The following is a 26,200-nucleotide window of genomic DNA, read 5'->3' on the forward strand; positions in this document are numbered from 1 at the left end:
CGACTACGGGTGCGTCATGCGGCATTGACGGACAGCGGTCCGTTTCGCTCCGGGACAGCGGTGATAAAGAGTTTTGCTGGGGGGTGTCAAAGGGCCGAGCATGACCGAGTACACGGTGACGTTCGTGGGGACGGGCGAGGAAATCACCGTCTCCGAGAAGGAGACGATTCTCTCGCGGTGTATCGAGGAGGGTATCGCCCAGGAGTACTCCTGCCGCGTGGGGATGTGCCTGGCCTGTTCGGCGGAAATCATTGAGGGATCGGTCACGCAGCCTGCCGCCCGCGGACTGACCGACCGTGAACGGGAGAACTACGCACTGACTTGCATGGCGCGCCCGCAGTCGGACCTGAAACTCGACCGCGGGAAGTACCCGCCCAGTATTGAAGCGGATGTCGACCTGGAGGACGGCGATGCCACGCCTGCGGACGACTAGTAGGCACTGAATACCAGTAGCATATGGCCTGCTAGAAGGTCTGTAAATACCTTTAACATACGCCTGATATATTGCCTGATATAGAGCGGTGAAACCGCGAATGAAGGACAGGTCATATAAGCAAGTGGCCCCTATGGAGTAGTGACTACAGCGTCAGCGGACGGCCTTCGACGACTGATACACGCTTCCCCAACCATGACCAGCCGCGTATACAGACTTCACTCGACACTTGAACTGCCACTGGAAGACGCCTACGATTTCTTCGAGGATCCGGACCTTCCCCCCGAAATCGCTGACATCGACATCACCCGTCGAAACAATACGCTAATCGTCAGCGCCGTCGCCAAAGACGACTCCATGAGCAAGTACACCCCGACGGCCCAGCTCAAGGCCAGCGTCACGGAGAATCGGGTGTACGAGGAAGACCCCGACGAGATGGGACCGCCCGGAGCCGCGAGTACCGGGAGTTCCGGCGGTGGCCCCCAGTGGGGCGCACTCGAAGAGGAAGAGGAAGAGATCGAGTCCGAACTCGTTGAGTACGCCTGCTTCAAGGGCGACCGTGAGACCGTGCTCCAGAACACCGCGCTCCAGTACGCGATGTTCGAGGTTCTGTGTGAGGTCGCGAAAGTCGCTGAGAAAGGAACGTTGACGGCGATTGCGGCGGTCGACGAGGAACTCGAAGCCGTCCGCATCGTCGATGGGGAAGAGCGGCCCGCCGCGATCAACGTTGCAGAGGAACCCCGCGACGGCGAGGAAGAAGAGGGCGTCAACTGGCGCGACAACGAGTTCATCTCGTAACGCGGCCTGCGGAGCGTCCGGTCACGGATTCAATTTTGCCGAGCCGTAGCTCAACACCGAATAGCGGACGGTCCGAACCGCTACGCTGGCGTGATGCCCGAGAGATCGGCGTCCGTGAACCGTGACGCGATTTCGATTGTGAGGTTCGCTTCGATGTAGGCCGCAATCACGATTAGTACGGCGGCCGTTGCAAGCAGCCAGCCGGCTTCCCGGAGATCCTGTCCAGTAACCAGTTCGTTTGTGCGGCCACGGATGTACTGTATCGTGCGCCACCCGAACCGAAGCCCGACGGCGGCGACGATGAGCAGTGCGGGGATCTCGATGAGGCCGTGTGGAACGATGAGTGCGGCGACGACGACGGGCGAGACCTGCTTGAGTGCGATACCGACGACGACCCCGATGAGCAGGCCGTTCAAGACGAGCGACAGGACCGTCATCGAACCGAGCGAGATAGCGCCGAGTGCCATCACGAGCAACGCCCCGAGGTTGTTAACGGTCAGTGAGACTGTCGTTAGCTCAGCCGGCATGAAGGGATTCTCGCCGGTCGTTCCGGGGTTCTGAAGCCATTCGGCGGGTACCTGGCTGCCGAGTCCGTACCCGAGGAGTCCACTGACGATCAGGATCAGCGCGGCTACAGGGACATAGCGCAACAGCCAGCGGTGAAAGAGGCGGGCCGGGAGGGTTGGGCGGTCGTCCATACCACGCCTTTCGCGCCGGCAGCAAAAAACCCGAGTGACCTGAACGGGCGCGGCCGCCGTTTTATTTGCCACCGCCTCACACACCTGTCGGCCATCCAAAAAGTACTTGGCACTCGTAATTATATCTCATTACACTATGTCCGAATCAGCAGAGTTCCCGGACTATCTGGACGTTGATTACACTGACGGGGAAGGCGAAGACCCCGAAGAGTACCCGACTGTCAACCACAAGATCGAGAAGGCTATCGAGGTCACGAAGACCGGCCTCGAAGAGTACGAGAACCCTGTCGTGATGTGGACCGGCGGCAAGGACTCGACGCTGACGCTGTACTTCGTCAAGGAGGTCGCCGACCGCTTCGACCTCGAAGTCCCGCCGGTCGTCTTCATCGACCACTACCAGCACTTCGACGAACTCATCGACTTCGTCGAGCACTGGGCCGACGAGTGGGACCTCGACGTCATCTGGGCCCGCAACGAGGACGTGGGCAACTACGTCGACGAGAACGGTCTCGAACCGGGTGACGACATCCCTGTCGACGAACTCTCCGAGCACAACCAGCACCACATTCGGAACATCCTCGAATACGAAGAGGACACGTTCCCGTTCCTGCTCGACACCTACGTCGGCAACCACCTCCTGAAGACGGTGGCGCTCAACGACACCATCGAGGAGCACGACGTCGACGGCATCCTGTCGGGCATCCGCTGGGACGAGCAGGAGTCCCGCGCCGACGAGACGTTCTTCTCGCCGCGTCACGACCCGGACATCTACCCGCCGCACGACCGCATCCAGTCGATTCTCCAGTTCGCGGAAGCCGACGTGTGGGAGGCCTTCTGGAACTTCGTCGTCCCGGACACGGTCGAAGGCTACCCGGACGACGGCTACGTCCCGCAGGGCCAGGACGACCTGCCCGAGGGCATCGAGAAGGAAGACGTGCCGGTCTCGCCGAAGTACTTCGCCGGATTCCGTTCGCTCGGGAGCGAGGTCAGCACCGACAAGTCCGCCGAGGAGCCCGCCTGGCTGCAGGACATGGCGAACACGACCGAGCGCGCCGGCCGCGCCCAGGACAAGGAAGACCTGATGGAGCGCCTGCGCGACCTCGGCTATATGTAAGCGGCCACGGAACGACGCTGATTCCGTACTGTTATTTCCCTTGCTGTCTCAGTAGCGACGTTCGCCACGACAAACAGTAAATACACGGCCGAATCCGTCTGTCGACCGAGACGAGTGGTCTCCGGTAGCTGACCCCCGGAGTACAGAAGCCCCCCTCGGCACTGAATACTGTCACTCTAACACTTCGACAAGAGTCGATGTATCCCGCGCCGGCAGCAATCCCGGACCCGGTGTGGTCAAACGCACAGAGTAGACACGGCTGTCGTTATGTGCGCGGCAACGGCTACAGGCGACGACCAATACCCGTTTTAGACCCTTGTTCATCCTTTCTGAACGATGTAATTATCCGTCCCACAATCCGGTGGATTGCAGTCTAAGCCTCGCTACGTCCCGCAAACCGGCCGAAAAAACGTTATAGACGATTGTCGAGAAAAGGTTTAGGTACTGTCGAACAATACCAGTAGGTGAATGAGTTCAGACCAGTACAACTGTCCGAACTGCGGGACGGAATTGAGCTACCAGACGACGAAGCACAACGGCTGTTCGAACTGCGGGTTCGTTCCGCCGCACAGCGCTGAGTAAGGCGGATTGGGCCGAGTTAGCGGACGCGCTGTTCTGTAGTCGGTCGTTGTGGAGTTCGACGAGTAGGGTCACGTATTCGGGTCCGACATCTATTTTTCTCGGCTCGCTGTATCCGTTGTCTGTGACGGACCGCACAGACCGGGGCGTTCTCGCGGGCGTTATCTTCGCCGTTTTACTGGCGCAGGTCTTGCTGTACCCGGGCGTCGATAGACTCGTCCGGACGCTGGGTGCGACGACGGACCTGAACGCGAGTATGTGGTTCCTGGCCGCTGAGTTCGGGGCTTTCGTCGTCTTCGCTGGCGTATGGGGCGTGCTCAGCGACGCCACCGGACGGCGCACGCCGTTCATCGTCGGCGGGGCGGGCGCGGGCGCAGTGCTATACGCCCTCATTGCGTGGCTCCCCGGCGCTGTCTCGCTCCCGTTTGCCGGCGTGCTGGTCCTGCGAGCGCTTCAGGGCGGAGCCACCATCGCGGCGTTCTCGCTGGCGATGACGATGCTGATGGACCTGGGCGGCGGCCACGGCAAGAACATGGGGGCGGCAGGCATCGCTATCGGCAGCGGAACGGCGCTTGGCGCGCCACTCGGCGGCCAACTGTACGAAATCCAGACCACGCTCCCGCTGTACGTGGCGAGCGCGCTGTCGCTCGTTGTTGCAGTGGCCGCTCTGTTCGTGACCGACCGCGCACCGTCGGACGGGCGGTCGGGCCTGGCTGCGACCGTGTCCGGGCTCAAACAGCGACCGACCCTCGGCGTCCCGTACGCCTTCGGGTTCATCGACCGGCTCACCGCGGGCTTTTTCGCGCTCGTCGGGACCCTGTATTTCAGGGAGACGTTCGAACTGGGGCCCGGCGAAACCGGCGTTATGCTGGCACTGTTTTTCGCGCCGTTCGCCCTCCTGCAGTACCCCTTCGGCGTGCTCTCGGACCGCATCGGTCGAACGGCTCCGATTGTCGCCGGGTCCGTGCTGTACGGACTCACCGTTATCGGCGTCGGGCAGGCTCCGACGGTCACCATCGCCGGTGCGGGGATGGTACTGACCGGCGTCATCGGCGCGCTGATGGCTCCGGCAACAATGGCGCTCGTTTCGGACCTCGCCGGCGAGACGGAGCGCGGGACCGCTATGGCCGGGTTCAACATCTTCGGTAGCGTCGGCTTCCTCGCCGGCATCCTCATCGGCGGTACCGTCGCGGGAGCGTTCGGCTACGCAGTCGCATTCTTTGTCGCCGGCGGGACAGAAGTCGTCCTCGCGGTGCTGGCGCTCCCTGGATTGCTCCGGCTGGAGAAGCCGGCCGAGGACGCCGTCGGGGGCTGACTACGACGCCTCGCGGACCTCGTCCAGTGCGTCCGGGTTCTCGATGCTGGACATGTCGCCCAGGTCCTCGCCGCGGTAGACGCCGGCGATTGCCCGGCGGATGATCTTCCCGCTCTGAGTCTTGGGGAACTCGTCGACGAACAGCACCTCCCGGGGCCGGAACGGCTTGCCGAGTTCCTCGCCGACGGCGGCGCGGATATCGTCCCGGAGGTCGTCGTCGGGTTCGTAGCCGGCCTCCAGAACAGTATAGAGGACGACGGCAGTGCCAGTGGTGTCGTCCGGGGCACCGACGGCGGCGGCCTGATTGACGGCGCTGTGTTCCATCGCCGCGCCCTCGACCTCCGCCGGCCCGACCTTCCGCCCGGCGACGTTGAGCACGTCGTCGGCCCGGCCGTGGAGGAACCAGAGGCCGTCCTCGTCCTTCTGCGCCCAGTCGCCGTGGTCCCACACGTCGTCCCAGGTTGACCAGTACTCTTGGAGGTAGCGCTCGTCGCCAGACCAGAGCGACCGGGTCATCGACGGACAGGAGTCCCGGGCGACCAGATAGCCACGCTCGTGGGTGTCGGCGATGGATTCGCCGTCGGGGTCGACGATGTCGATGTCCATCCCCAACCCGGGACCACCCAGCGTACATGGTTTGAGCGACTGTATCGGCATCGGCATGAGGAAACAGCCCATTATCTCGGTCCCGCCGGAGATGTTGATGATTGGACAGTCCTCGTTCCCGACGTTTTCGTGGAACCACAGCCAGCTCTCGGGGTCCCAGGGTTCGCCAGTCGAGCCCAGCAGCCGCAGGCTGGAGAGGTCGTGGCCCTCCAGCCACTCGTCGCCTTGCTTGCGGAGCGCCCGAATCGCGGTCGGTGAGACGCCGAAGGTGGTGAGGTCGTGGCGGTCTATCATCTCCCAGAAGCGGTCCGGCTCGGGGTGGTCCGGCGCGCCCTCGTACATGAAGACGGTCCCGCCGAAGGCGTGGTTCCCGAGCAGCGTCCACGGCCCCATCATCCAGCCGATGTCGCTCACCCAGAAGAAGCGGTCGCTCGGCTTGTGGTCGAACCCGAAGTAGATCTCTTTGGCCGCCTGCATGAGCGCGCCGGCGTGCGTGTGGACGATACCCTTCGGCTTCCCGGTCGTTCCCGAGGAGTACAACAGCATCGACTCCTGATTGCTCGGGAGTTCCTTCGCCGCGTACTCGTCGTCGGCGGTCTCGATAGCCTCGTCCCACCACTCGTCGCGGCGGGTCCAGCGAATCGTCTCGTCGGGGTCGTCCGCGATGCCGAGCCGGTCGTAGACCACGGTGTGTTCGACCGGTGTTGTCCCGAGTTCGTCGCCGGCCTGCTCGATGGCCTCGTCGGCGCTCCCCTTGAGCTGGACCCCCGAGCCCCGGCGGTAGAAGCCATCACCGGTGAACAGGACGGAACACTCGGCGTCCGCGATGCGGGTCGCCGTCGCGTCGACGCCGAACCCGGAGAAAATCGGCACGGCGATCGCGCCGACTTTGAGACAGCCGTACAGTATCGACGCGACTTCGGGGACCATCGGCATATAGAGGCCGACGGTGTCGCCGGTGCCGACGCCGACGGACTCCAGGTAGTTCGCCACCTTGCTGGCCTGCCGGTTCAGTTCGTGGTACGTGACCTCCCGCACGTCGCCGGGCTCGCCCTCCCAGATGAGTGCCACCGTGTTGCGGGTGGGGCTGTCCCGCGCTGCATGGCGGTCCAGGACATTGTGGGCGGCGTTGATGGTCCCGCCGGCGTACCAGTCGGTGAACTGCGGCCCCTCACTGTCGTCCCGGACCTCGTCGTACGCCTCGAAGAACTCGATGTCGAGGTACTCCGGGAGCAGGTCCCAGAACCACTCGACGCCTGATTCTGGTTCCTCCGGCAGGTCCGTGGTCGTTCGCTCGATGAGTTCGTCGTAGTTTTCGATGTCGTATTCCTGCATGAACTCCCAGACGTTCGTCGACTCGACGAACGCGTGGCTCGGTTCGTGGACGATAGAGTCTACGTGGTCTTGTTCGCTCATAGCGTCAGTATTCCGTAGTGTTTGGCCGTCTGGTATAAACTCGTACCGCCGCCCGGGGCACCATACGCCCGTGGGCCGTCCGGGGGAGCCCGGTCCCGCAGCGCGTGCGTTGCGGGCCGCTGCAGTTCACGTTCACACGTCACTGTCTCACTCGTAGGTCGTTGTCATTCCGCCGTCGAACAGCAGGTCCCCGCCGTTGAGATGGTCGGCGTGGGTCGAGAAGCCGAACACGAAGAGGTTCGCTACGTCGATGGGGTCCATCATCTCCTTGACTCGGGCCTGACCCAGCATCACGTCGTCGATGACCTCGTCGACGCTGATGCCACGTTGCTCGGCGGTGTCGGGAATCTGGTCGACCACCAGCGGCGTCTTGACGTAGCCCGTGCTGATGGAGAACCCACGAAGGCCGTTGCCTCCTTCGGCGGCGATAGACTGTGTCAGCCCCCGCAGGCCGAACTTCGAGACGTTGTAGGCCACCTTGTCCGAGGTGACGTAGTGGCCGTGGACCGACGCCATGTTCCCGATGGCACCGACGCCGTCGTCGGTCCCGCGGATGTGGGGGATGACGCGCTTCGAGAGCGCGAGCGGGGCGCGAAGCATGACGTCGTGCATCTGGTCGTACTTCGACATCGGGAAGTCCTCGATGGCGTCGATGTGCTGCAGGCCGGCGATGTTGGCGAGGTAGCGGACAGTGCCGTGGGAGGCGGCCGTCTCGACGATGGTTTCGATGTCCGCGTCGCTCGCGAGGTCGCCGGTCACTGTCTCGACACTGCCGTCGAGGTCGAGGTCCGCCGCGGTCGCCGCGACTTCGGCGAGGCCGTCCGCGTCGATATCTGTGGCGACAGCGGTCACCCCGTTGGCGGCCATCGCCAGCGCCGTCGCCCGACCGATACCCGAGCCGCCGCCGGTCACCAGACAGACGGTGTCTTCGGTGTAGTGATGGTCGTCGACGAACAGGATCGAGGACTCGTCGATGGATTCGACTTCGAGCCGTTCGTGAGAGGTGCTGGATGCCATTCGGTCACACGTTCTCTAGACATACCCGAATAGGGGTGGGTTGACATGTATACCCGCCTGGCTGCTGCGGAACTCCTGCAATTCGGGGTGAGAACACCGTTCCGCCGTCTCACCGGCCACCGTGGTTTACGTGTAAACCTCCCGTTATTCGGGGGTTACGTCGGAAGAGCCAGCCATCCCTGTGAGCGTGGCACACACTGCGTGACCAGACAGCCCGGACGAGTCCGGGCGTATTGGGACACACCTATGGAACAAACGACAACGGACCATGACACTGGTGGCATCGGCAGGCGACAACTGCTCTCCGCCGTCGGCGGCTCGGCCGTCGCCGCAGCACTCGCTGGCTGCTCGACGCTGCTGAGCGACGGTGAAACAGCGGATCAGGGCGGGCAGTCCGGAGGCGAGATCTCCGACGAACCGATACAGGCCGGGCTGTTGACGTTCACGCGTGGCGCACCGGGCGTCCTCGGCATCCAGGCCCAGCGCGGGGCCGAACTCGCAGTCCAGCGCATCAACGAAGCGGGCGGTATCGGCGGGCAGCGCGAGATCGAGCTGGACGTGGTCAACGAGGGGTCGAATCCGCTCGACAGCTACAACCAGTTCATCGAAGAAGGGAAAGAAGTCACGTTCGGCCCGATTTCCAGCGGCACGCACAGCCAGATCGCTCCCGAAATCGAGAAAAACGAGATCATCAACGTCAGCACCGACGGGACGGTGACGACACTCTACGAGGAGACCGTCCCTGACCCGACCTACTCCTTTCGCTTCCAGAACTACGACATCATGGAAGTGGTGACGATGGCTCGGGAGGCCGTCGAACGCATCGGCGCTGACAACATCTCGACCGTCGCTGGGGTCAACCCCGGCTACTCCTTCGGCGAGGACGAGATGCGGGTGTTCACACAGGCCATCCAGCAGCTCACGGACGCCGAAATCGTCTACGAGGGGTTCCCGGAACTGGGGGCCAGCGACATGTCGAACCACATCACCTCGATCAACAACGAAGAGCCGGACGTGACCTTCTCCAGCCTGTGGGGCGGCGACGTGACGACGTTCGTCCGACAGGCGAACGCCAACAACATGTTCGAGAACACGACGGTGTTCGGCACGACGCTGTACAGCGCGGCCGGCGACGTGCCGGGCGATGCACTGGCCGGGACGGACATCTACTCCGGGTCGCGCAACTACTACTGGGGCCTGCCGGCGCTCGGTAACTGGCAGCCCGGCCGCGAGTTGTTCGACGCCGCGACACAGCAGGAGGGCGTGACCGTCCCGACCGCACACTACATGAGCGGCTACGGCGCGGTCACCGCTTGGGCGACAGCCACCGAGAAGGCCATCGACCTGCTGGGGACCTACCCCAGCCAGGAGCAGATCGCGCAGGTCCTGGAGGGCCACGGCTTCTTCACGCCGGCCGGCTACCACAACATCGCCGAGGACCACCAGGGCGCGTCGAACTCCTTCGCCGGGCAGATGGTGTACGACGACGACCTCGGCGCGGCCAGGCTCGACGACGTGAACACCTACGCGGCGACCGAGACCGCGCCGCCGCCGGGCGTCACCGGCAGCGACTGGCTGGATAGCTGGAGCGCCTGATACCGAGCCATGGCCGTAACACCCACAGCCGCGCTCGTCCAGACGCTCAACGGCATCCAGTTCGGGTTCATCCTGTTCATGATCGCCTCGGGACTGACCGTCATCCTGGGCATCCTGGACGTGCTGAACCTCGCCCACGGGGAACTGTTCTCGCTGGGTGCGTACACCGCCATCGGCGTGTTCGGGTTTATCATCGGCATCGTCGGCCCACCGGGTGGCGGCGTCGTCGGTACCGCCGTGTTCGTTCTCGCGGTCCTCGCAGCCGTTCTGGTGACGGCAGCCATCCTCCTCCCCGTCGGGACCCTCTTCGAAGCAGTGTTCCTGCGCCAGATTTACGACCGCGACCAGGTGTACCAGCTGGTGCTGACCTTCGCCCTCCTGCTCATACTCCTCGACGTGAAGAAGGTCATCTGGGGGGACAGCTCGATACGGACCGACGCCGTGTACAGCGCCATCAACACGATTCCGACGAGCGAACTCGTCGGGCTGAACTACCCGACTTACAACGTGTTCGTCATCCTCGTCGGGTCGGTCGTCGTCGTCGGCCTGTTCTGGTTCTTCGAGCGCACGAAAACCGGCCGTATCATCCGCGCGACCGCCATCGACCGCGAGATGGCGACCGCCATCGGCGTCAGCACCGACCGCGTGTTCACGCTCGTGTTCGCGCTCGGTGCGTTCCTCGCCGGTTTCGCCGGTGCGATGGCAGTGCCGCCGACGTCGGCAACGCTCGAAATGGGCACCAATCCGCTGGTACTATCCTTCGTCGTCATCGTCATCGGCGGCCTCGGCAGCCTCCGTGGCGCGTTCGTCGGGGCGCTTCTGGTCGGTGTCATCCGGAGCTGGATGATCACGCTGTACCCGCCGGGCGAAATCGCCGCCCCGTTCGCCATTATGGCGCTCATCCTGCTGGTCAAGCCCGAGGGCCTGTTCGGGACGTGGGGTGAGACAGCGTGATGCCGGAGCGCGTCGACCGTGACAGGACGCCAGCGTATCGCTTCCTCGGGGTCGAAGTGACCCGCCGGGAGGCCGCCTTCCTCGTCCTCGGGGTCGTCGTTCTGTTCATCGTGCCGGATCTCACGACAGTCTCCGATAGCCTCCAGCTCAGCGTCATCCACCAGGGCCTGCTGTTCGGCTTCGCGGCGGTCGGGCTGAACCTCCTGCTTCGGCACACGAAACTCACGTCGTTCGGCCACGCGGCCTTCTTCGGAACCGGCGCGTACGCGACCGCAGTGCTGGCACGCTACGCTGGCGTCCAGAGCGTCGGCCTGCTGTTGCTCGGGGCTATCGCGGCTGCGACGGTGATGGCGGCTATCATCGGGGCGCTATCGCTGCGACACACCGGGCTGTACTTCGCTCTCCTGACGCTGGCCTTTGGCCAGCTCCTGTACGCCATCGCGCTCGGGCAGAGCGCACTCGGGGGAAGCGACGGGCTCCCCATCCGACCGGGGCCGGCGAACCAGCCGCTCCTGTTCGGGACCGCGTTCAGCCCGGACGTGTATCAGGTGCTGACGTACTACCTGACGGTGGTCGTCATCCTCATCGGCCTGTTCGTGATGTACCGCATCACGCAGTCGCCGTTCCGCAACGCGCTTGACGCCATCGGGCAAGAGCGGACCCGAGCGCGGTTCATTGGTCTGCCGGTCCGGCGGTACGTCTGGGCCGCCTTCGTCGTCTCGGGCATCTACGGCGGCGTCGCGGGCGGCCTGTACGCCGTCGTCCGCCAGTACGTCCGTCCGGAGGGGACGCTGTTTTTCCTCCGGTCCGGAGACATCCTGTTCATGGCGATTCTGGGCGGGTTCCGGACGCTGGTCGGCCCGCTCATCGGCGGTGTCGTCCTCGTCTTCCTGCAGGACGTGGGCCAGGACGTGACCCAGTACTACGATTTCCTGACGGGCGTAGTGCTCCTGATCCTGGTGTACGGCTTCCCGAGGGGTATCGTCGGATCGCTCCGGTCCGGCGGCATCGTCAACACGCGGCTCAATGAACTGCGTCGAGAGCCGTCCGTCCTGTCGACGTGGGGGCGGACCGCCGTGCAATCGATAGAACGGAAAGTGACAGAAGCGCTGACCAGCCTGCGAATAATCCTTTTTGGAGTCGACTGATATGCTCGAAGCACGCAACCTGCGGAAGTCCTTCGGTGAACTGGTCGCAACTGACGACATCACGCTCGAGTTCGGCAAGGACGAGGGCGAACTCGTCTTCATCGTCGGCCCCAACGGAGCCGGCAAGACGACGTTCATCAACCTCCTCACCGGCTTTCTCTCGCCGGACGAAGGCTCCATCGTCCTCGACGGCGACGACATCACCGGCATGTCGGCAAACGGTCGTGTCGACGCCGGTATCGCCCGGAGCTTTCAGGTCGTCAAGGTGTTCGAGGAGATGACGGTCCGGGAGAACCTCCGGACGGTCGTGCTGACCGAACAGGGCAAGACCTGGAGCCTGTTCTCGATGGCCGACGGCCACGCGGAAGTGGAGACCAAGGTCGATGAACTGCTTGCGAAGTTCCGGCTCGAAGACGCCGCCGACACCCTCGCCGAGGAACTGCCCCACGGCGACCGGAAGCTGCTCGACGTGGCGATGTCCTTCGGCCTCGATCCGGACTACCTGCTGCTCGACGAGCCGACTTCCGGTGTCTCGACCCGCGAGAAGGAGTACGTCATCGAGACGATTGTCGAGGTCGGCAGGGCCGAGGGCGTCACGACGGTCACCATCGAGCACGACATGGACATCGTCACCGAGTACGCCGACCGCGTCGTGGCGCTCCACCAGGGGACCGTCCACGGGGTCGGCCCGCCGACGATGCTCGAAACGGACGACGAACTCCGGCGGCTCCTCCTGGGGGTGGGTGACGATGAGTAGCGACGCCCTGCTGTCCGTCCGCGGTCTCAACGCCGCCGTCGAGGGGTTCCAGGTGACCGAGGACATCGACCTCGACGTGAACACCGGCGAGGCGGTCGGCCTCGTCGGCCGCAACGGGGCCGGCAAGACGAGTACCTTTCGCGGCATCATGGGCCTGACGCCGGTCTGGAGCGGCTCAGTTACGTTCCGCGGCGAGGAGCTGACCAGCATCCGCTCGGAGCTGATACCCAAGCGAGGCATCGGCTACCAGCCCGAAGACCGGAAGCTGTTCACCGGGATGACTGTCGACGAAAACTTCCGGCTCCCCATCTGGACCAGTGGGAAGGCCCGCGGTATCGACGACGAGGACGCGGTCATCGAGAGCGTCTACGACGTGCTGACCGAACTCGATGACCGCCGGGACGCGAAGGTCCAGAACCTCAGTGGCGGCCAGGCGAAGATGGTCGCTATCGGCCGGGCACTGGCGCTTCAGCCCGACCTGCTCATCCTCGACGAACCGCTAGAGGGGCTAGCCCCGGTCGTCGTCGAGAGCCTCAAGCGCTACATCCGAGCCATCAACGACCGCGACATCGCGGTGCTCATCGCGGAGTCCAACGTCACGCACGTCCCCGATGTCGTCGACCGCCTGTACGTCATCGAACGGGGCGACATCGTCGCCAGCGGCGACCCTGAAGAACTGGCGGCCGACGAAGACATCCAGAAATTGATGCAGGGGAGCGGTACGGAGTAGCGGGCTGGAAAGTAGCCGAGACACTCCGTATCCGCCTCACTCGGTCACGTCGTTCATCGCCGTCGTGACGCGGTCGAGTATCTTCCGCTGGCTCCGCCGAAGGTTCTTCGAGATAGCCATCTTGGAGACATCGAACTCCTCGGCGAGCGACGACAGGGTCGCGTCCCGAGGCGTGTCGAAGTAACCGCCTTCGACGGCTTTCTCCAATGTGTCCCGTTCGACATCCGACAACTCCCGGCAGCCATCGACCAGCCGCTTTGCCGAGTCGATGTTCTGCAGCAGGTCGTAGTAGTCCTCCAAGTCGACCGATTCGCGGGACCGGATGGTGTAGTCGTTGTCCCGCTCCAGTTCCGACAGCGTCCCCTCTGCGACTCGCTCGGTGTCGAAGCCGACGTGCCAGATTTCCGAGCCGTCACGGATGCGGAACGGCCCGGTGATGTAGCCGCTGTGGTCGCGGATGACGCTCATCGCGTTCGTCTCGTCGATGCGCGAGCGGATGAGCGCCAGGTCGCCCTTCCGACGGAGAAGCTGATAGGACTCCATGTGATCGTGCGTCTCCAGCGCGTTCAGCCCGCGATCCAGTTCCTCCCGGTCCGCGCCGTTGACCATGATCCGCGTCTCCAACTCCCGCTCGACAGGGTGGAAATCCCACTGCTTGGCCAGAAACGACACCTCGTAGTCCCGTGTTGTGTCGATATACGGACAGTCGTACTGGACCATGTCCATCTCGAGCGAGATCATGAGCAATCAATCATGTTGAACTCTCTTAGTGATTGCCTCTCCGCCACGTAACCCGACCGTGCCAGTCACGCCGCAAACCCTTTTGACTGCGGCAGTTAACTTTCGAGTATGTACGTCCGGGATGCGAAAAACCGAGAGGAAGTCTGGTTGCTCGACCGTATCGAGGAGATGGGGCTGGACGAGACGGCTTTCAGATCCCGGGACTACGTCGTCGCTATCGACGAGGAGAGCCACGAGAAGGCGGGGTTCGGCCGTATCCGTATTCACAAGAGCGACGAGGAGTCCGTCTGTGAACTGACGAGTATCGGCGTGCTGCCCGTATGGCGCAACCAGGGGGTCGGCGCACACGTCATCGAGCGCCTGGTCGAGTACGCCGGCGACGAGGGGTTCGACACCGTCTACTCGCTGACGAACGCCTCCGAGTACCTCGCGCAGTTCGGTTTCGGGCGCATCGAGCCGGCGCAACTCCCTGACTCGCTCCGGGACCGACTCGCGACCAAACAGGAGAACATCCAGCCCGACGCGGTGCCGCTCCGGGTGGCCATCGACCGCTTCGAAGTACCGGGGCACCTCCGCAAACGGTTCAAGCGGGCCAGTGCCGGCGAGTCCGAGGAATCCGAGCCGGAGGAGGGTCCCGAGGACTTCGGCATCGACCCCGACGAAGCGACCTACAAGTACGACACGGGCGACTGATTATTTGCCGACGACGGACCGATTACCTGCCGACGACAGACTGATTATCTGACATCGACGACTTCGATATCGAACACGAGCGTCTTGCCGGACAGCTCGTGGTTGAAATCCACCTCGATAGCGTCGTCGCGGACCGCAGTCACGTCCCCGTGGAGACCGTTCTCGGCCTCGACGTGGAGCCCGACCTCCGGCTCTTTTCCGACCATACCCTCGAACGTCTCGGGGTCGTACTCGCGGACGCGGTCAGCCTGAAACTCCCCGTAAGCCTTTGCTGGCGGCACTGTGACGGTGGCCTCCTCACCCGCAGTCATTCCGACGATAGCCTCGTCGATCCCTTCGATGATCTCCCCCGCACCGACGGTGAAGGAAAGCGGTGCGTACTCGCTCGCCTCGACGCCCTGTGCCTCGATGAGTCCGTGCTCTCTGGCGACTTCGGGACGTGACGTATCGAAGACGCTCCCGTCCTCGAAGCGGCCGACGTACTCGATGGTGACGCCGTCTCCCGGTTCGATTGGCATACGTCCTCGATAGATACCGACGATATAAACCCGCCTCGGAACAGCGCGCGACCGTCTCACGGCGGGACGCGCATTACAAACCGTGAAGGATTTAAGAACCCTTAAGCCTCCGCCGTCCGACAATCCGTCCATGTTTGACCCCGACGAGCTGGCGGAGATACGGGAGTCGAAGGCTCAGTGGGAGGAAGACGACGTCCAGCCCACCGTCGACCGCTTTGGCGAACGCAAGGAGACGTTCACCACGGACACCGAGGGACACGAGGTAGACCGTCTGTACACCCCCGAAGACATCTCCGATATGGACTACGAGAAGGACCTGGGCTTCCCCGGCCAGGAACCGTACACCCGCGGCGTGTATCCGACCGGCTATCGGGGCCGACTCTGGACGATGCGTCAGTACGCCGGGATGGGGACCGCGACCGAGACTAACGAGCGGTTCAATTACCTGCTCGACCAGGGCCAGACCGGGCTCTCGATGGCTTTTGACCTCCCGACGCAGATGGGCTACGACTCCGACCACGCGATGGCCGCCGGTGAAGTCGGCAAGACCGGCGTCGCCATCGATTCGCTGGACGACATGGAGACCGTGTTCGACGGCATCCCGTTAGACGAAGTCTCGACAAGCATGACAATCAACGCCCCAGCGTCGGTGCTGCTGGCGATGTACATCGCCGTCGGCGACAAGCAGGGCGTCGACCGCGAGGCACTCCGCGGAACCATCCAGAACGACGTGCTCAAGGAGTACATCGCTCGGAACACGTTCATCTACCCACCGGAGCCGTCGATGCGACTCATCACCGACATCTTCGAGTTCTGCGCCGCCGAGACGCCGAAGTTCAACACCATCTCCATCTCGGGGTATCACATCCGCGAGGCCGGTTCGACGGCCGCTCAGGAAATCGCGTTCACGCTCGGCGACGGCATCGAGTACGTCGAAGCCGCCATCGAGGCCGGCCTTGACGTGGACGAGTTCGCCCCGCAGCTCTCCTTTTTCTTTGCCTCCTACAACAACATCTTCGAGGAGGTGGCGAAGTTCCGGGCGGCCCGGCGCCTCTGGGCGAAGATCATGGACGAGCGCTTCGACGCCCAGAACCCAAAGTCCAAGCAACTGAAGTTCCACACCCAGACCGCCGGGTCGACGCTGACCGCCCAGCAGATCGAGAACAACGTCGTCCGCGTGTCCTACCAGGCACTCGCGGCGGTCCTGGGCGGTACCCAGAGCCTCCACACCAACGGCAAGGACGAGGCCATCGGCCTCCCGACCGAGCAGTCAGTCAGGACCGCGCTGCGGACCCAGCAAATACTCGCCCACGAATCCGGCGCGGCCGACACTATCGACCCGCTGGCCGGCAGCTACTACGTCGAGTCGCTGACCGACGAACTCGAAGCCGAGGCCCGCGAACTCATCGAGGAGGTCGACGAACGAGGCGGGATGCGCCGCTCCATCGAGGAGCAGTGGGTCCAGCGCCAGATTCAGGACGTGGCCTTCGAGCGCCAGCGCGAACAGGAGGCGGGCGAGCGCGTCATCGTTGGCGTCAACGAGTATCAGGTCGAGGAAGAGGGCGAACAGGACATCGAGGAGGTCGACGAGGCCGTCGAACAGGCCCAGCAGGACAACGTCGCCACCGTCCGGGAGGAGCGTGACGACGAGGCTGTCGAAGCGAAACTCGACGCACTCCGGCAGGCGGCCGAGGGCGACGAGAACGTCATGCCCTACATCATCGACGCCGTGAAGGTGTACGCCACGACCGGCGAGGTGTGTGACGTGCTCCGGGACGTGTTCGGCGAGTACCAGCCCGGCTCGTCGATGTAAGGTCAGTCGAACCGCGGGGCCGTCCTGTTTTCCGGCTGTCCATGCTCCCAGAATTATAAGCTACCCCGGTGTACGGCCGTCCATGCGATTCGACCACGCCGGCATCGCCACCGACGACGCCGCCCCGCTCGCGGAACTGTTCGCCGACGCCTTCGAGACACCGGTCGTCCACGAGGAGACGTTCGATGGTCTGCAGGTGACGTTCCTGGAGATGGACAACGGCTATTTCGAACTGCTAGAGCCACTGCCGGACGCCGACGGCGCGATTCCACGGTACCTCGACAGCAACGGGCCGGGCATTCATCACGTCGCTCTGGAGACGGACGACATCTCCGCCGCGCTAGAGACAGTCAGCGACTGCGGCATCGACCTCATAGACGAGGAACCGCGGCCAGGCGCGTGGGGACACGACGTGGCCTTTCTCCATCCGAAGACGACCGGCGGCGTGCTCGTGGAGTTAGTCGAACACTAATCGGCTTCTCGTCCCGGTCCCGGATTCACTCGCCGTCGAGCAACGCTGCAAACCGTTCTTCGGCACCGGGCGTGAGCCGCTCGGGCGGCTCCGCGAACCACGCCGCTCCCACGAGTTCCGACTCGTCCACGTCGAGACTGCCTTTCTTGTACGCCGCTTCGAGGTAGATGTCTAGCGTGTGTACCGACCCCTGCGCGTCGGTGTCCGGATAGTACTTCGAGTGAACGACTTCCGCGACGCCGGTGACCGTACAGCGGATGCCGGTCTGTTCGTTGACGCGGCGGACGGCGGTCCCTTGCACCGATTCGTATTCGTCTCCTTTGCCGCCACCCGGCAGCGCCCACATGTCAGCGCCCCGGCCTAGCACTAGCAGGACGCGGTCGCGGGTGTCGTCGGCCGCCTGGTCGGGTATCTGGTCGCTTAGCTCCGGGAAATCGGAGCCGTCACGGGTGACGAACACGACGCTGTTCCCGGAGTAGCCGGTCCCGCGTGTCGCAGCGAACACGTCGGCGTATTCGTCAGGCGACAGCTCGAAGGTCTCCTCGGTGACCGGGACCTCGTCGTAGGCCGCTTCCAGACTCGCAATGCGCTTGTCGACGTTCGTCTGGTTGATTTTCTCCGTGAGGTTCGCGTCGCCGGCCTCCGCGTCGACCGGGGTGTCGTCACCAGTCATACGGGGTGATACTGCGGGCCACCGATAAGTGCCGCGGTCCAGTCGATGAAAAAGAACTTGTATTCTGGTTGTCTGCTTCCGGACATGAAAGCGATTGTCCTCGCAGGCGGATACGCCACCCGGCTCTGGCCTGTCACCAAGAACCGGCCCAAAATGCTGCTTCCCGTCGGTGAGACGACTGTCATCGACCGGATTCTGGGCGAACTGGAGAAAGACGATCGCATCTCAGACGTGTTCGTCAGTACGAACCAGCGCTTTGCCGATGACTTCCGTGACCACATCGCCGCGAGTAGTTTCGAGAAGCCGTCCCTGACCGTCGAGGAAACCGCCGAAGAGGACGAGAAGTTCGGCGTCGTCGGCGCGCTCGCCCAGCTGGTCGACCGGGAGGGGCTCGGCGACGAGGACCTGCTGGTCATCGCCGGCGACAACCTCATCAGCTTCGACATCGCGGAGTTCATCGACTACTTCGAACAGTACGACGACCCCACGCTCGCCGCCTACGATGTCGGCTCGCGGGAGAAGGCGAGTTCCTACGGCCTCATCGAACTGGACGGCGAGGAGGTCACGGACTTTCAAGAGAAGCCCGACGACCCCAACAGCACGCTCGTCTCGATTGCCTGCTACGCCTTCCCGGCCGACGCGATTCGTTTCGGCGAGTACCTCGACGACGGGAACAACCCCGACGAACCCGGCTGGTTCATCCAGTGGCTCGTCGACGACGGCCCCGTCCGGGCGTTCACGTTCGACGACGCCTGGTACGATATCGGCACGCCCGAAAGCTATCTGGAGGCCGTCGCGTGGGAACTCGACGGCGACAACGTCGTCGCAGAGGACGCCACCATCGAGAACACCACGCTCGGCGAGAACGTCCACGTCCTCTCGGGGGCCGAAATCGTCAACTCCAGCCTCGACGGCACCATCGTGTTCCCGGACACGACTATCCTCGATTCGGACATCCGCGAGTCGATTATCGACCGGGATACACAGGTCGAGAGTCTGGACCTCGCCGGCGCGCTCATCGGTGCGCATACGCAGTTGACGAACGGGGACTGACCCCGCCTAGCCGCTTCGATACAAAGTCACGCCAGCCACGCGTCTTCAATTTTGAGTGTCCCGCGACTGCCGTCCCACTCCGTCTCGTACTCCAGTTCGATCCGGCGGTCCATGTGTGGCCCGTCGGTGACGAGCGTCTCGAACTCGCCGCCTTCCCCGAGAATGTGGACGCCGTACTCCTCGTTGAGCGCCTCCAGTTCGTCGAGCGCGTCGGCGTCGAGCGTGCGACCCAGCCAGGACTCGTCGAGGCCGTAGGCGGCCACGCGGATGATCCGTATCTCGAAACCGGCGTCGAGCATCGCGTCGGCGAGGTCACGAGGGTTTTCCTGCCACAGCGGCGCGAACACGTTGGCTTCGAGGCGGTCGGCCATCGATTCGATGCGGGTCGTCTGGTACTCGCTCTCGACCGCGCCGGCGGTGACGCCGGTGATGCCGCCGTCCAGTTCGACGTCGAGTTCGCGTAGCGCGGCCTCCAGCGGTTCGAGTTCGGCGTCGCCCTGGTCGCCGGAGTCGAGCACGTCGTCAGCCTCGAAGTCATCGGGCTCGACTTCGACCAGCGGGATGCCGATACTCTCGGCGGCCAGGCGGGCCAGTCGAGTCGCCGGAACGTGGTACATATAGGAGTCGCCCTCCGGGTGGACCGTCACCAGATGTTCGACAGGGTGGCCCCGTTCCAGTGCTCGGTACAACGCCCACGAAGAGTCTTTGCCGCCGGAGAACAGCGAAACCCACGCGCCGTCTGTCATAGCCGCCGGTAGCCGGCGGCGGCGTAAATCGCTGTCTATTCCACCAGTTCGTCCTCGATATCGGTGTGGCTGACGTAGGTCGCTACCCGGACGCCGACGATGCTGATGAGGATACCTGCGAGGATGAACAGCCCGAGGCGGGTCCCCGCCTCCAGTATGAACCCCTGGACCTGAACGATGCCGAGGTTCGTCTCCGGCACCTGAAACGGCTCGAACACGCCACCGCGTTCGAGGAAGTACGCAGAAAAGCCGCGAACGACGAGCCCGACCGCGACCGCACCGAAGGGGAGGTTCACGTACGCGCTCCGGACCCCCTCTTGCTGGATGAGTTCGTCCAGCAGGCGACCGAGCGAGGCGGCCAGCGCCGCGCCGGTCAGCCACGGCACGGACGCGAAGGCAAAGCGGTTCGCAAGCAGGAACGGACTGATATCGCCGACCGCCGAGACGCCCAACACGCCGGCGAAGATGCCGACGAGCGAGAGGCCGGCGGCGACGACGTAGGTCACGAGCGACACCTGTCCCGAGTACAGGGCTTCTCGGGTCTGGCTGGGAAGTCGGGAGAGGTATGCGTCGATACCCAGTCCCTTGTAGATGAGGAACACGCCGATGGCGGCCGCGATAGCGCCGACGGCAATCGTCGGGCTGGTGACGACGAGCAACAGCGGGAACGCGAGCATGATGATCCCGACGGGGACCAGCACCGTCTTGCGCAGTTCCTCGTCTGCCAGGAACTGCTTGAGCAGGTAGTACGTGGATTCGATGTCGCGGGCCTGACGAACGACGACCCGGTCGACGGCGTCGACCTGGACGCGGCTCTCGATGATGGGAACCAGCCGCTCGTCGTCGGCACTGTCGACGACGACGACCGCGGAGTCCGGGTCGTGCTCGGCGACCAGACTGTCGATCTGGCCGGCGATTTCCCGGTCCGAACCGACGCTGTCGCTTCCGCCGCCGACGACGGCGAGGACCGGCGAGGACCCCTCAGCTTCGAGTTCATCCGCGACTGCGAGCCCTTCGAGGAGGCAGTTGACCCGGCTGTCTTCCGGGTCAACGACGCCCGTCTGCGTGATGAGTGACTCGACGGCGTCGCGGCCGACGACGGGACACGCCGCTGCGGCCGGACTGTCCCTGTCGATACACACCACCAGCGTTGTCACACTACGGCGAAGGCGGTCCCCGAATAAAAAACCTCCCGAGCTATCGCCGGAAGGAGAGGCCCTCGATATCACCGTCGGCGACGCCGGCGATACCCGCGCCGAGGGCGAAGGCGACCTGCTGTGCGCCTCCGCGGAGTTTGCCCGTCAATCCGCGCTCAGGCTCGTACTCCTTGATCGTCACAGCCTCGCCCAGCCGTTGCTCCAGGCTCGCCTCGACGTCGTCGCGCGTGCCGAGCCGGTCGACGAGCCCACGCTCTTCGGCCTCGTCACCGAGGAAGATGCGCGCTTCGGTGTCCTTGAGCGTCTCGGCGTCCATCTCGCGGCCCTCGGCCACGGTGTCGATGAACTGGTCGTAGTAGTCGTCGACGATGCCCTGGAGGTACTCGCGTTCGTCCTCGGTCATCTCCTTCAGCGGAACGCCGGCGTCCTTGTACTCGCCGGCGGTGAACTGCTCGTAGGAGAGGCCCAGGCGGTCGGCCAGTTCCTTGGCGTTGACCCGCGAGCCGACGACGCCGATCGAGCCGACGATAGAGCCCTCGCGCGCCCAGAGCTCGTCACAGCCGGCGGCGATGTCGTAGCCGCCGCTGGCACAGACGTCCGTGGCGTAGGCGATGGTCGGGCCGTCGAACTCCTCGGCGGCGATGCGGATGTCCTCGCTGGGGACGATTTCGCCGCCCGGCGTGTTCAGTTTCAGGAGCAGCGCCTCTGAGCCCCGGTCCGCGTCGGCACGGTCTATCTGTTCGACGATGTCGTCGGCCGACGCGCCCACCGGCGGACTGGTGATGCCGCCACCGCCGTCACGGCTGATCGGCCCTTCGACGGCGACCTCCGCGACGTTGTGTGCTGGGAGTAGGGAGCCGGCGATGTTGCTGCCGATACGGGCTGTGGCGACGGCGACAGCGACGACCAACAGGACGCCGAGCAACTGGGCGAGGTTGTCGGGTGTTCTGACAAACAGCACCCACCCCAGGACCGTGCCGATACCGACGATAATTACGACCAGTAACCCACGTATGATGTCGTCTGCGCCCGCCATTACTGATACATCCCGAGCGGCCGTGCGCTCGTGCTCTCCTCCTGGTTCTCCTGGAGCTGCTGGGCAAGTTGTGCCTTGGCTCGACCGATTTCCTCGGCCTGCTCGACCAGCGCATCGGTGTCGACCTCGAAGTCGGCCAGCGGGCTGATCGCCGTCTGCAGGAGCGCCCGAGCCGCTTCCGGGTCAGGAAAGCGCTGGTCGGCCTCGACGATGAGCCCGATGCTCGTCAGCCCGACCCGCTGTGATTCGTGGACCAGCGCGCCGGTTGGCCCGGTAATCGCGCCGTTCTCCGAGGGCGGGTCCACGTCTGCCTCCTCTAGCATCGCCGCCCCGTCACCCGTCGAGACGCCGTACACGTCCGGAACACCGTCTTTCTCGGCAGGACGGCCGCTGAGGTAGATCGGCGTCGCGTCGTTGGCCTCGAACCAACTGACCATGCAGCCGGCGAACTCCTTCGCGCCGGACGGGGAGATCGGGGCATCGCTCTGGAGGACTAGCAGGTCACGGCCCTCGTCAGCGTACAGCCGGACCGGCGGGCGAACCTCCGGGTCGTCCGTTCCGTACACGGCGATCTCTGGCAACCCCTCGCAGTGGGCCGATGCGTAGTACTCCATGTCGTAGACGTCGACGAGGTGGTCGGCGGCTATCTTGCCGACGAGTCCGACGCCCGGGAGCCCCTCGACCAGTGTCGGGGAATCGAGCGAAATGTCGTCGCGGTGGACCTGTATGTGTGCCATACCTCGGGTATCGGCCGCCGGCGGCTTGAAAGCCATGGGCCGGTGCCGTTCGAAACCCACAAACCGACCGCCAGCGAACGCCGGACAATGGAACCACTCGACCGCTACCGACCCATCATCGACGACTTCGAGGCGTTCATCGACGCGTGTGAACGCCCGCTGCCGTCGGCTGTCAGGGTCAACACCATCAAAGCCTCCGTCGAGCGGGTCCGAACGGCGCTTGCGGACGCGGACATCGCCTACGACCCCGTCGACTGGCACGACGGCCTGTTCGTCCTGCCCGAGGACTCCCCCGGCGCGAACTGGCCGTACTTCCACGGCTGGATTCACGGGCAGGAGGAAGTGTCCGTGATTCCGGCGACCGTACTGGACCCCCAGCCCGGCGAGCGAGTCTGGGACGCCTGTGCAGCACCGGGGAGCAAGACGACCCAGCTCGCCGCGCTGATGGAGGACACCGGCGAAGTCGTCGCGACCGACAACAACCTCGGGCGGATCTCGGCGCTGCGGACCAATACCGAGCGGCTGGGCGCGACCACGGTTGCCGTCACCCACGAGGACGGCCGCAACCACTCGCTCAAGCCCTTCGGCGGCGAAGAGTACGACCGCGCGCTCGTCGACGTGCCCTGCTCCTGTGAGGGGACCATCCGCAAGAACCCGGATACGCTGGAGGACTGGACGCTCTCGCACGTCGAAGGCATCTCCGGCGTCCAGAAGGGCATCCTCAAACGGGCCATCGAAGTGACCGAACCGGGCGGAACCGTCGTCTACTCCACCTGCACGTTCGCTCCGGAGGAAAACGAGGCCGTGCTTGACTACGTGCTCGACGAGGTCGCCTGTGAGATCGTGGACTACGACCTCCCGCTCGACCACGCACCGGGAATCACCGAGTGGCAGGACGAGAGATTCGACCCCAGCGTCACCAACGCCAAGCGCATCTACCCGCATCACAACGACACGGGCGGGTTCTTCTGTGCGAAACTGGAGGTGCCCGCGGAATGAGCGACCAGAGCACGGAGTTCACGCGGCTCCCAGAGACAGACGAGGAGCGCGAGGACCCCGAGCGGGCGACCCGCGAAGAAGTGCTCGACTTCTGGGCTGAACGCTTCGGCGTCCCGCCGGAGACCTTCGAGGGGTACACGTTCTGGGAACGTGGTGCTGGCAAACTGTGGCTGTATCAGGGGAGTCCGCCATCGCCTGTCGATATCGAGGGCCTGGGGATGACGTTCCTGCGGACGCGCCAGGAACACTGGAAACCGACGCTGGAGTCCGTCCAGCGGTTCGGAGAGCACGCCAGCCAGAACGTCATCCACCTCGATGAGGACGCTGCCCGAGCGTTCGTGGCCGGCGAGGACCAGGAACTCGACTGGGACGGCGACTGGGGGTATCTGGTCGTCACCCACGACCTCGCCGGCGAGGCCGAACCGGTCGGCGTCGGCCTGTACGTCTACGGCGAACTCAGGTCACAGGTGCCGAAAGGACGTCGCCGAGAGGTCTGATTCAAGCAGTGCGACCGCTCCGGTGAGAGCGGCTCAGCCGCTGAAAGACTTCGCGGCCGCCGTTCCCTGCAACGCGTACAACTCCGCGTACGTCCCGTCGTCGTCGAGCAGTTCGGCGTGGCTGCCCTGTTCCGTGACCTGCCCGTCCTCGACAGTGTAGATTCGGTCGGCGTTCGAGACGGTCGAGAGCCGGTGGGCGATTGCGATCACGGTCTGGTCCCCGTCGAGCGTCTCGACGGTTCGATGGATTTGCCGTTCCAGGTTCGAGTCGAGGTCGCTGGTGGCCTCATCGAGTACGAGTATCTCTGCGTCCGTCAGCAGCGCGCGGGCCAGTGCGACCCGCTGGCGTTGCCCGCCGGACAGTTTCACGCCGTCGTCGCCCAGCACTGTGTCGAGCCCCTGCGGGAGGTCATCGAGGAATTCGAGGACGAGGGCCTTCTCGGCCACTTCGTAGAGTGTCTCGTCGGAGATATCCCGACCGGCAGTGAGGTTGTACCGCAACGTGTCGTTGAAGATATGTGGGTCCTGTCGAACCATCGCAACAGCGTCACGCCATTCGCCGAGGGCATAGGTCGAAATCGGCGTTCCGTTCGCCAGGATATCACCGCCGTCCGGGGCATAGAGCCGAGTGAGCAGCGAGACGACTGTCGATTTGCCGCCACCGGACTCGCCGACGATACCGACGAACTCGCCTCGCTCGACAGTCATCGAGAAGTCCGCGAGTACTGGCTCGTCCTCGTAGGCGAACGAGGCGTTCTCGAACGCGATTTCCTTGATGCAGTCCGGGACCGGCTTCCCACCGGTCGGTTCCTGCTGGGTTTCGAGGCGGTCGATGAACTGGTGGGTGCGAACCAGATGTGGTAGCTCTCCCTCGATGGCGTAGATGGTAGAATTGAGCGAACTCAGTCGGGGCGCGAGTCGGAGCATCGCGAACAGGAACACGCCGAGTTCAGCGATCGACAGCGCCCGGAAACTGATTGCGACGTAGACGAGACCGAACAGGAGCAGCGAGACCGAGAGCCGATAGAGACTACCGATTGCGACCTCGTTCCGGCGAACGGCGATGCTGGTTGCAGTGTATCGGTCGAGTGTATCCCGGAACTCGGCAAGCAGTCCGTCGCGCATGCCGAACAGCTTCACGTCACGGATACCCTGCGTCCCCGCCTGTGTTGTCTCCTGCAGCCGTTCGTTTGCCGTCGCCACACGGTCGCCGACGGCGTACCCGGGCTCGATGCCGTATCTGATGAGCGCCGTGACCCCGCCGAGAGCGACAGCCGCACCGACTGCCAGCATCGGCGCGATAGCCAGTGCGATTCCGATGTAGACCAGACAGAGGATTCCCTGCTGGAAGAACTGGATAATCCGGCCGATGACACGGCCGGCGTACCGGGTCTGTGTCAGAATCGTGTTCATGATGTCGTCGGACCCCTTGTCGTCGTAGTAGGCGACCGACGCGTTCATCGCCAGTTCGTAGGCCCGGTTTTTGAGGTCGCGTTCGTACGCCTGTGTAAGCTTCGCCGCGAGCCATTTCACCGCAAACGATGCCGTGAACCGGACGACCATCACGCACGCGAGGCCGAGTAGCAGGGATTCGAGCGTGAGCGGCAGTCCGGCGGCGGCGTACGCGGACAGGAACTGACCGGTAACACCGTCCGCCTGAAGCGGGAGGCCTTGCCCGGCCTGTGCGGCGTCGAGTATCGGAAACAGGAACGAGAGGCCGACGCCCTCCAGCAGCATCACGAAGAGGCTGGCGGCGACGATACTCCCCGTCAGCGCCGGACGATACAGTGCCACACGGCGCAGCGATGCGTATTTCTCACTGACGGAGGGAGTATCAGCCATTGGTCCGGATGCGAGTTCTATGTAACATAGTTACCGACTCTCTACGGTTGGGCAGTACGGGA

General features: G+C 64.2%; 26 protein-coding genes. 15 read left to right on the top strand and 11 right to left on the bottom strand.

Annotated elements, in window-relative coordinates; genetic code table 11:
* The first annotated feature begins 100 nt into the window (after positions 1–100).
* Together C442_RS08405 and C442_RS08410 are read left to right on the top strand one after the other, a co-directional pair.
* The gene (locus tag C442_RS08405) at positions 101–433 is read left to right on the top strand and encodes a 2Fe-2S iron-sulfur cluster-binding protein (protein WP_008309487.1); all 333 of its coding nucleotides are present in this window, start codon (positions 101–103) and stop codon (positions 431–433) included.
* A 195-nt stretch (positions 434–628) separates the two neighbouring features.
* A complete protein-coding gene (locus C442_RS08410; RefSeq protein ID WP_008309489.1) occupies positions 629–1,231 on the top strand; it encodes a DUF7110 family protein in 603 nt (200 codons plus the stop codon).
* An 80-nt stretch (positions 1,232–1,311) separates the two neighbouring features.
* Here the strand turns inward: C442_RS08410 and C442_RS08415 are convergent, their stop codons facing one another.
* Positions 1,312–1,929, bottom strand: a complete 618-nt coding sequence (locus tag C442_RS08415; RefSeq protein ID WP_008309491.1) for a stage II sporulation protein M — start codon at positions 1,927–1,929, stop codon at positions 1,312–1,314.
* 136 nt (positions 1,930–2,065) lie between these two features.
* Between C442_RS08415 and C442_RS08420 the strand changes: the two genes are divergently transcribed.
* Positions 2,066–3,043 (top strand): phosphoadenosine phosphosulfate reductase family protein, encoded by a 978-nt coding sequence (locus tag C442_RS08420; RefSeq protein ID WP_008309493.1) that lies wholly within the window; start codon positions 2,066–2,068, stop codon positions 3,041–3,043.
* A 703-nt stretch (positions 3,044–3,746) separates the two neighbouring features.
* Positions 3,747–4,937 carry an MFS transporter gene (locus tag C442_RS08425; RefSeq protein ID WP_008309498.1) on the top strand — a complete coding sequence of 397 codons (1,191 nt, stop codon included), beginning with the start codon at positions 3,747–3,749 and terminating at the stop codon, positions 4,935–4,937.
* Here C442_RS08425 and C442_RS08430 read toward each other — a convergent pair whose 3' ends face one another.
* Together C442_RS08430 and C442_RS08435 are read right to left on the bottom strand one after the other, a co-directional pair.
* On the bottom strand, positions 4,938–6,959 hold the full coding sequence (locus tag C442_RS08430) for an AMP-binding protein (protein WP_008309500.1): 2,022 nt from the start codon (positions 6,957–6,959) through the stop codon (positions 4,938–4,940).
* Positions 6,960–7,106: 147 nt separating this feature from the next.
* On the bottom strand, positions 7,107–7,976 hold the full coding sequence (locus tag C442_RS08435; RefSeq protein WP_008309501.1) for an SDR family oxidoreductase: 870 nt from the start codon (positions 7,974–7,976) through the stop codon (positions 7,107–7,109).
* 246 nt (positions 7,977–8,222) lie between these two features.
* On the opposite strand from C442_RS08435, the gene C442_RS08440 reads away from it, so the two are divergent.
* Genes C442_RS08440 through C442_RS08460 form a run of 5 tightly spaced genes read left to right on the top strand, consistent with a single transcriptional unit; the run spans position 8,223 to position 13,161 of the window.
* Positions 8,223–9,572 carry an ABC transporter substrate-binding protein gene (locus C442_RS08440; RefSeq protein ID WP_008309503.1) on the top strand — a complete coding sequence of 450 codons (1,350 nt, stop codon included), beginning with the start codon at positions 8,223–8,225 and terminating at the stop codon, positions 9,570–9,572.
* A gap of 9 nt (positions 9,573–9,581) precedes the next feature.
* Positions 9,582–10,526 carry a branched-chain amino acid ABC transporter permease gene (locus C442_RS08445; protein WP_008309505.1) on the top strand — a complete coding sequence of 315 codons (945 nt, stop codon included), beginning with the start codon at positions 9,582–9,584 and terminating at the stop codon, positions 10,524–10,526.
* A complete protein-coding gene (locus C442_RS08450; protein WP_008309507.1) occupies positions 10,526–11,674 on the top strand; it encodes a branched-chain amino acid ABC transporter permease in 1,149 nt (382 codons plus the stop codon). The genes C442_RS08445 and C442_RS08450 overlap by 1 nt, the downstream gene beginning before the upstream one ends.
* 1 nt (position 11,675) lies before the next feature.
* Positions 11,676–12,431: an ABC transporter ATP-binding protein gene (locus C442_RS08455; RefSeq protein ID WP_008309509.1), complete on the top strand. Its 756-nt coding sequence runs from the start codon at positions 11,676–11,678 to the stop codon at positions 12,429–12,431.
* A complete protein-coding gene (locus C442_RS08460) occupies positions 12,424–13,161 on the top strand; it encodes a branched-chain amino acid ABC transporter ATP-binding protein (RefSeq protein WP_008309512.1) in 738 nt (245 codons plus the stop codon). The genes C442_RS08455 and C442_RS08460 overlap by 8 nt, the downstream gene beginning before the upstream one ends.
* Before the next feature lie 36 nt (positions 13,162–13,197).
* On the opposite strand, the gene C442_RS08465 is transcribed toward C442_RS08460, so the two are convergent.
* Positions 13,198–13,902, bottom strand: coding sequence for a helix-turn-helix domain-containing protein (locus C442_RS08465; RefSeq protein WP_008309514.1), 705 nt, complete (start codon positions 13,900–13,902; stop codon positions 13,198–13,200).
* 108 nt (positions 13,903–14,010) lie between these two features.
* Here C442_RS08465 and C442_RS08470 point away from each other — a divergent pair, with 108 nt between their 5' ends.
* Complete coding sequence (locus C442_RS08470; protein WP_008309515.1) at positions 14,011–14,595, top strand: GNAT family N-acetyltransferase; 585 nt, start codon at positions 14,011–14,013, stop codon at positions 14,593–14,595.
* 44 nt (positions 14,596–14,639) lie between these two features.
* On the opposite strand, the gene C442_RS08475 is transcribed toward C442_RS08470, so the two are convergent.
* On the bottom strand, positions 14,640–15,113 hold the full coding sequence (locus C442_RS08475; protein WP_008309516.1) for an FKBP-type peptidyl-prolyl cis-trans isomerase: 474 nt from the start codon (positions 15,111–15,113) through the stop codon (positions 14,640–14,642).
* Between the two features lie 130 nt (positions 15,114–15,243).
* On the opposite strand from C442_RS08475, the gene C442_RS08480 reads away from it, so the two are divergent.
* A complete protein-coding gene (locus tag C442_RS08480; RefSeq protein ID WP_008309517.1) occupies positions 15,244–16,926 on the top strand; it encodes an acyl-CoA mutase large subunit family protein in 1,683 nt (560 codons plus the stop codon).
* A gap of 82 nt (positions 16,927–17,008) precedes the next feature.
* Entirely contained in the window at positions 17,009–17,398 is a 390-nt protein-coding gene (gene mce, locus C442_RS08485) for a methylmalonyl-CoA epimerase (RefSeq protein ID WP_008309518.1), read from the top strand.
* Positions 17,399–17,423: 25 nt separating this feature from the next.
* Here mce and C442_RS08490 read toward each other — a convergent pair whose 3' ends face one another.
* A complete protein-coding gene (locus tag C442_RS08490; protein ID WP_008309519.1) occupies positions 17,424–18,071 on the bottom strand; it encodes an NUDIX hydrolase in 648 nt (215 codons plus the stop codon).
* Between the two features lie 84 nt (positions 18,072–18,155).
* Here C442_RS08490 and C442_RS08495 point away from each other — a divergent pair, with 84 nt between their 5' ends.
* Positions 18,156–19,124: a sugar phosphate nucleotidyltransferase gene (locus C442_RS08495; protein ID WP_008309520.1), complete on the top strand. Its 969-nt coding sequence runs from the start codon at positions 18,156–18,158 to the stop codon at positions 19,122–19,124.
* 26 nt (positions 19,125–19,150) lie between these two features.
* Here C442_RS08495 and C442_RS08500 read toward each other — a convergent pair whose 3' ends face one another.
* Genes C442_RS08500 through C442_RS08515 form a run of 4 tightly spaced genes read right to left on the bottom strand, consistent with a single transcriptional unit; the run spans position 19,151 to position 22,836 of the window.
* On the bottom strand, positions 19,151–19,870 hold the full coding sequence (locus tag C442_RS08500) for a diphthine--ammonia ligase (protein ID WP_008309521.1): 720 nt from the start codon (positions 19,868–19,870) through the stop codon (positions 19,151–19,153).
* 35 nt (positions 19,871–19,905) lie between these two features.
* Positions 19,906–21,027 (bottom strand): DUF373 family protein, encoded by a 1,122-nt coding sequence (locus C442_RS08505; RefSeq protein ID WP_008309522.1) that lies wholly within the window; start codon positions 21,025–21,027, stop codon positions 19,906–19,908.
* 40 nt (positions 21,028–21,067) lie between these two features.
* The gene (gene sppA, locus C442_RS08510; protein ID WP_008309523.1) at positions 21,068–22,063 is read right to left on the bottom strand and encodes a signal peptide peptidase SppA; all 996 of its coding nucleotides are present in this window, start codon (positions 22,061–22,063) and stop codon (positions 21,068–21,070) included.
* Positions 22,063–22,836 carry a proteasome assembly chaperone family protein gene (locus tag C442_RS08515; protein ID WP_080504303.1) on the bottom strand — a complete coding sequence of 258 codons (774 nt, stop codon included), beginning with the start codon at positions 22,834–22,836 and terminating at the stop codon, positions 22,063–22,065. Before C442_RS08515 ends, sppA begins: the two co-directional genes overlap by 1 nt.
* Before the next feature lie 51 nt (positions 22,837–22,887).
* Between C442_RS08515 and C442_RS08520 the strand changes: the two genes are divergently transcribed.
* A complete protein-coding gene (locus C442_RS08520; RefSeq protein ID WP_008309528.1) occupies positions 22,888–23,799 on the top strand; it encodes an RsmB/NOP family class I SAM-dependent RNA methyltransferase in 912 nt (303 codons plus the stop codon).
* On the top strand, positions 23,796–24,296 hold the full coding sequence (locus tag C442_RS08525; protein WP_008309530.1) for a DUF7122 family protein: 501 nt from the start codon (positions 23,796–23,798) through the stop codon (positions 24,294–24,296). The genes C442_RS08520 and C442_RS08525 overlap by 4 nt, the downstream gene beginning before the upstream one ends.
* Positions 24,297–24,329: 33 nt before the next feature.
* Here C442_RS08525 and C442_RS08530 read toward each other — a convergent pair whose 3' ends face one another.
* Positions 24,330–26,138: an ABC transporter ATP-binding protein gene (locus tag C442_RS08530; RefSeq protein WP_008309532.1), complete on the bottom strand. Its 1,809-nt coding sequence runs from the start codon at positions 26,136–26,138 to the stop codon at positions 24,330–24,332.
* Positions 26,139–26,200: the final 62 nt, after the last annotated feature.

It is taken from the genome of Haloarcula amylolytica JCM 13557 (genome assembly GCF_000336615.1).
GTDB classification, from domain to species: Archaea; Halobacteriota; Halobacteria; order Halobacteriales; family Haloarculaceae; genus Haloarcula; species Haloarcula amylolytica.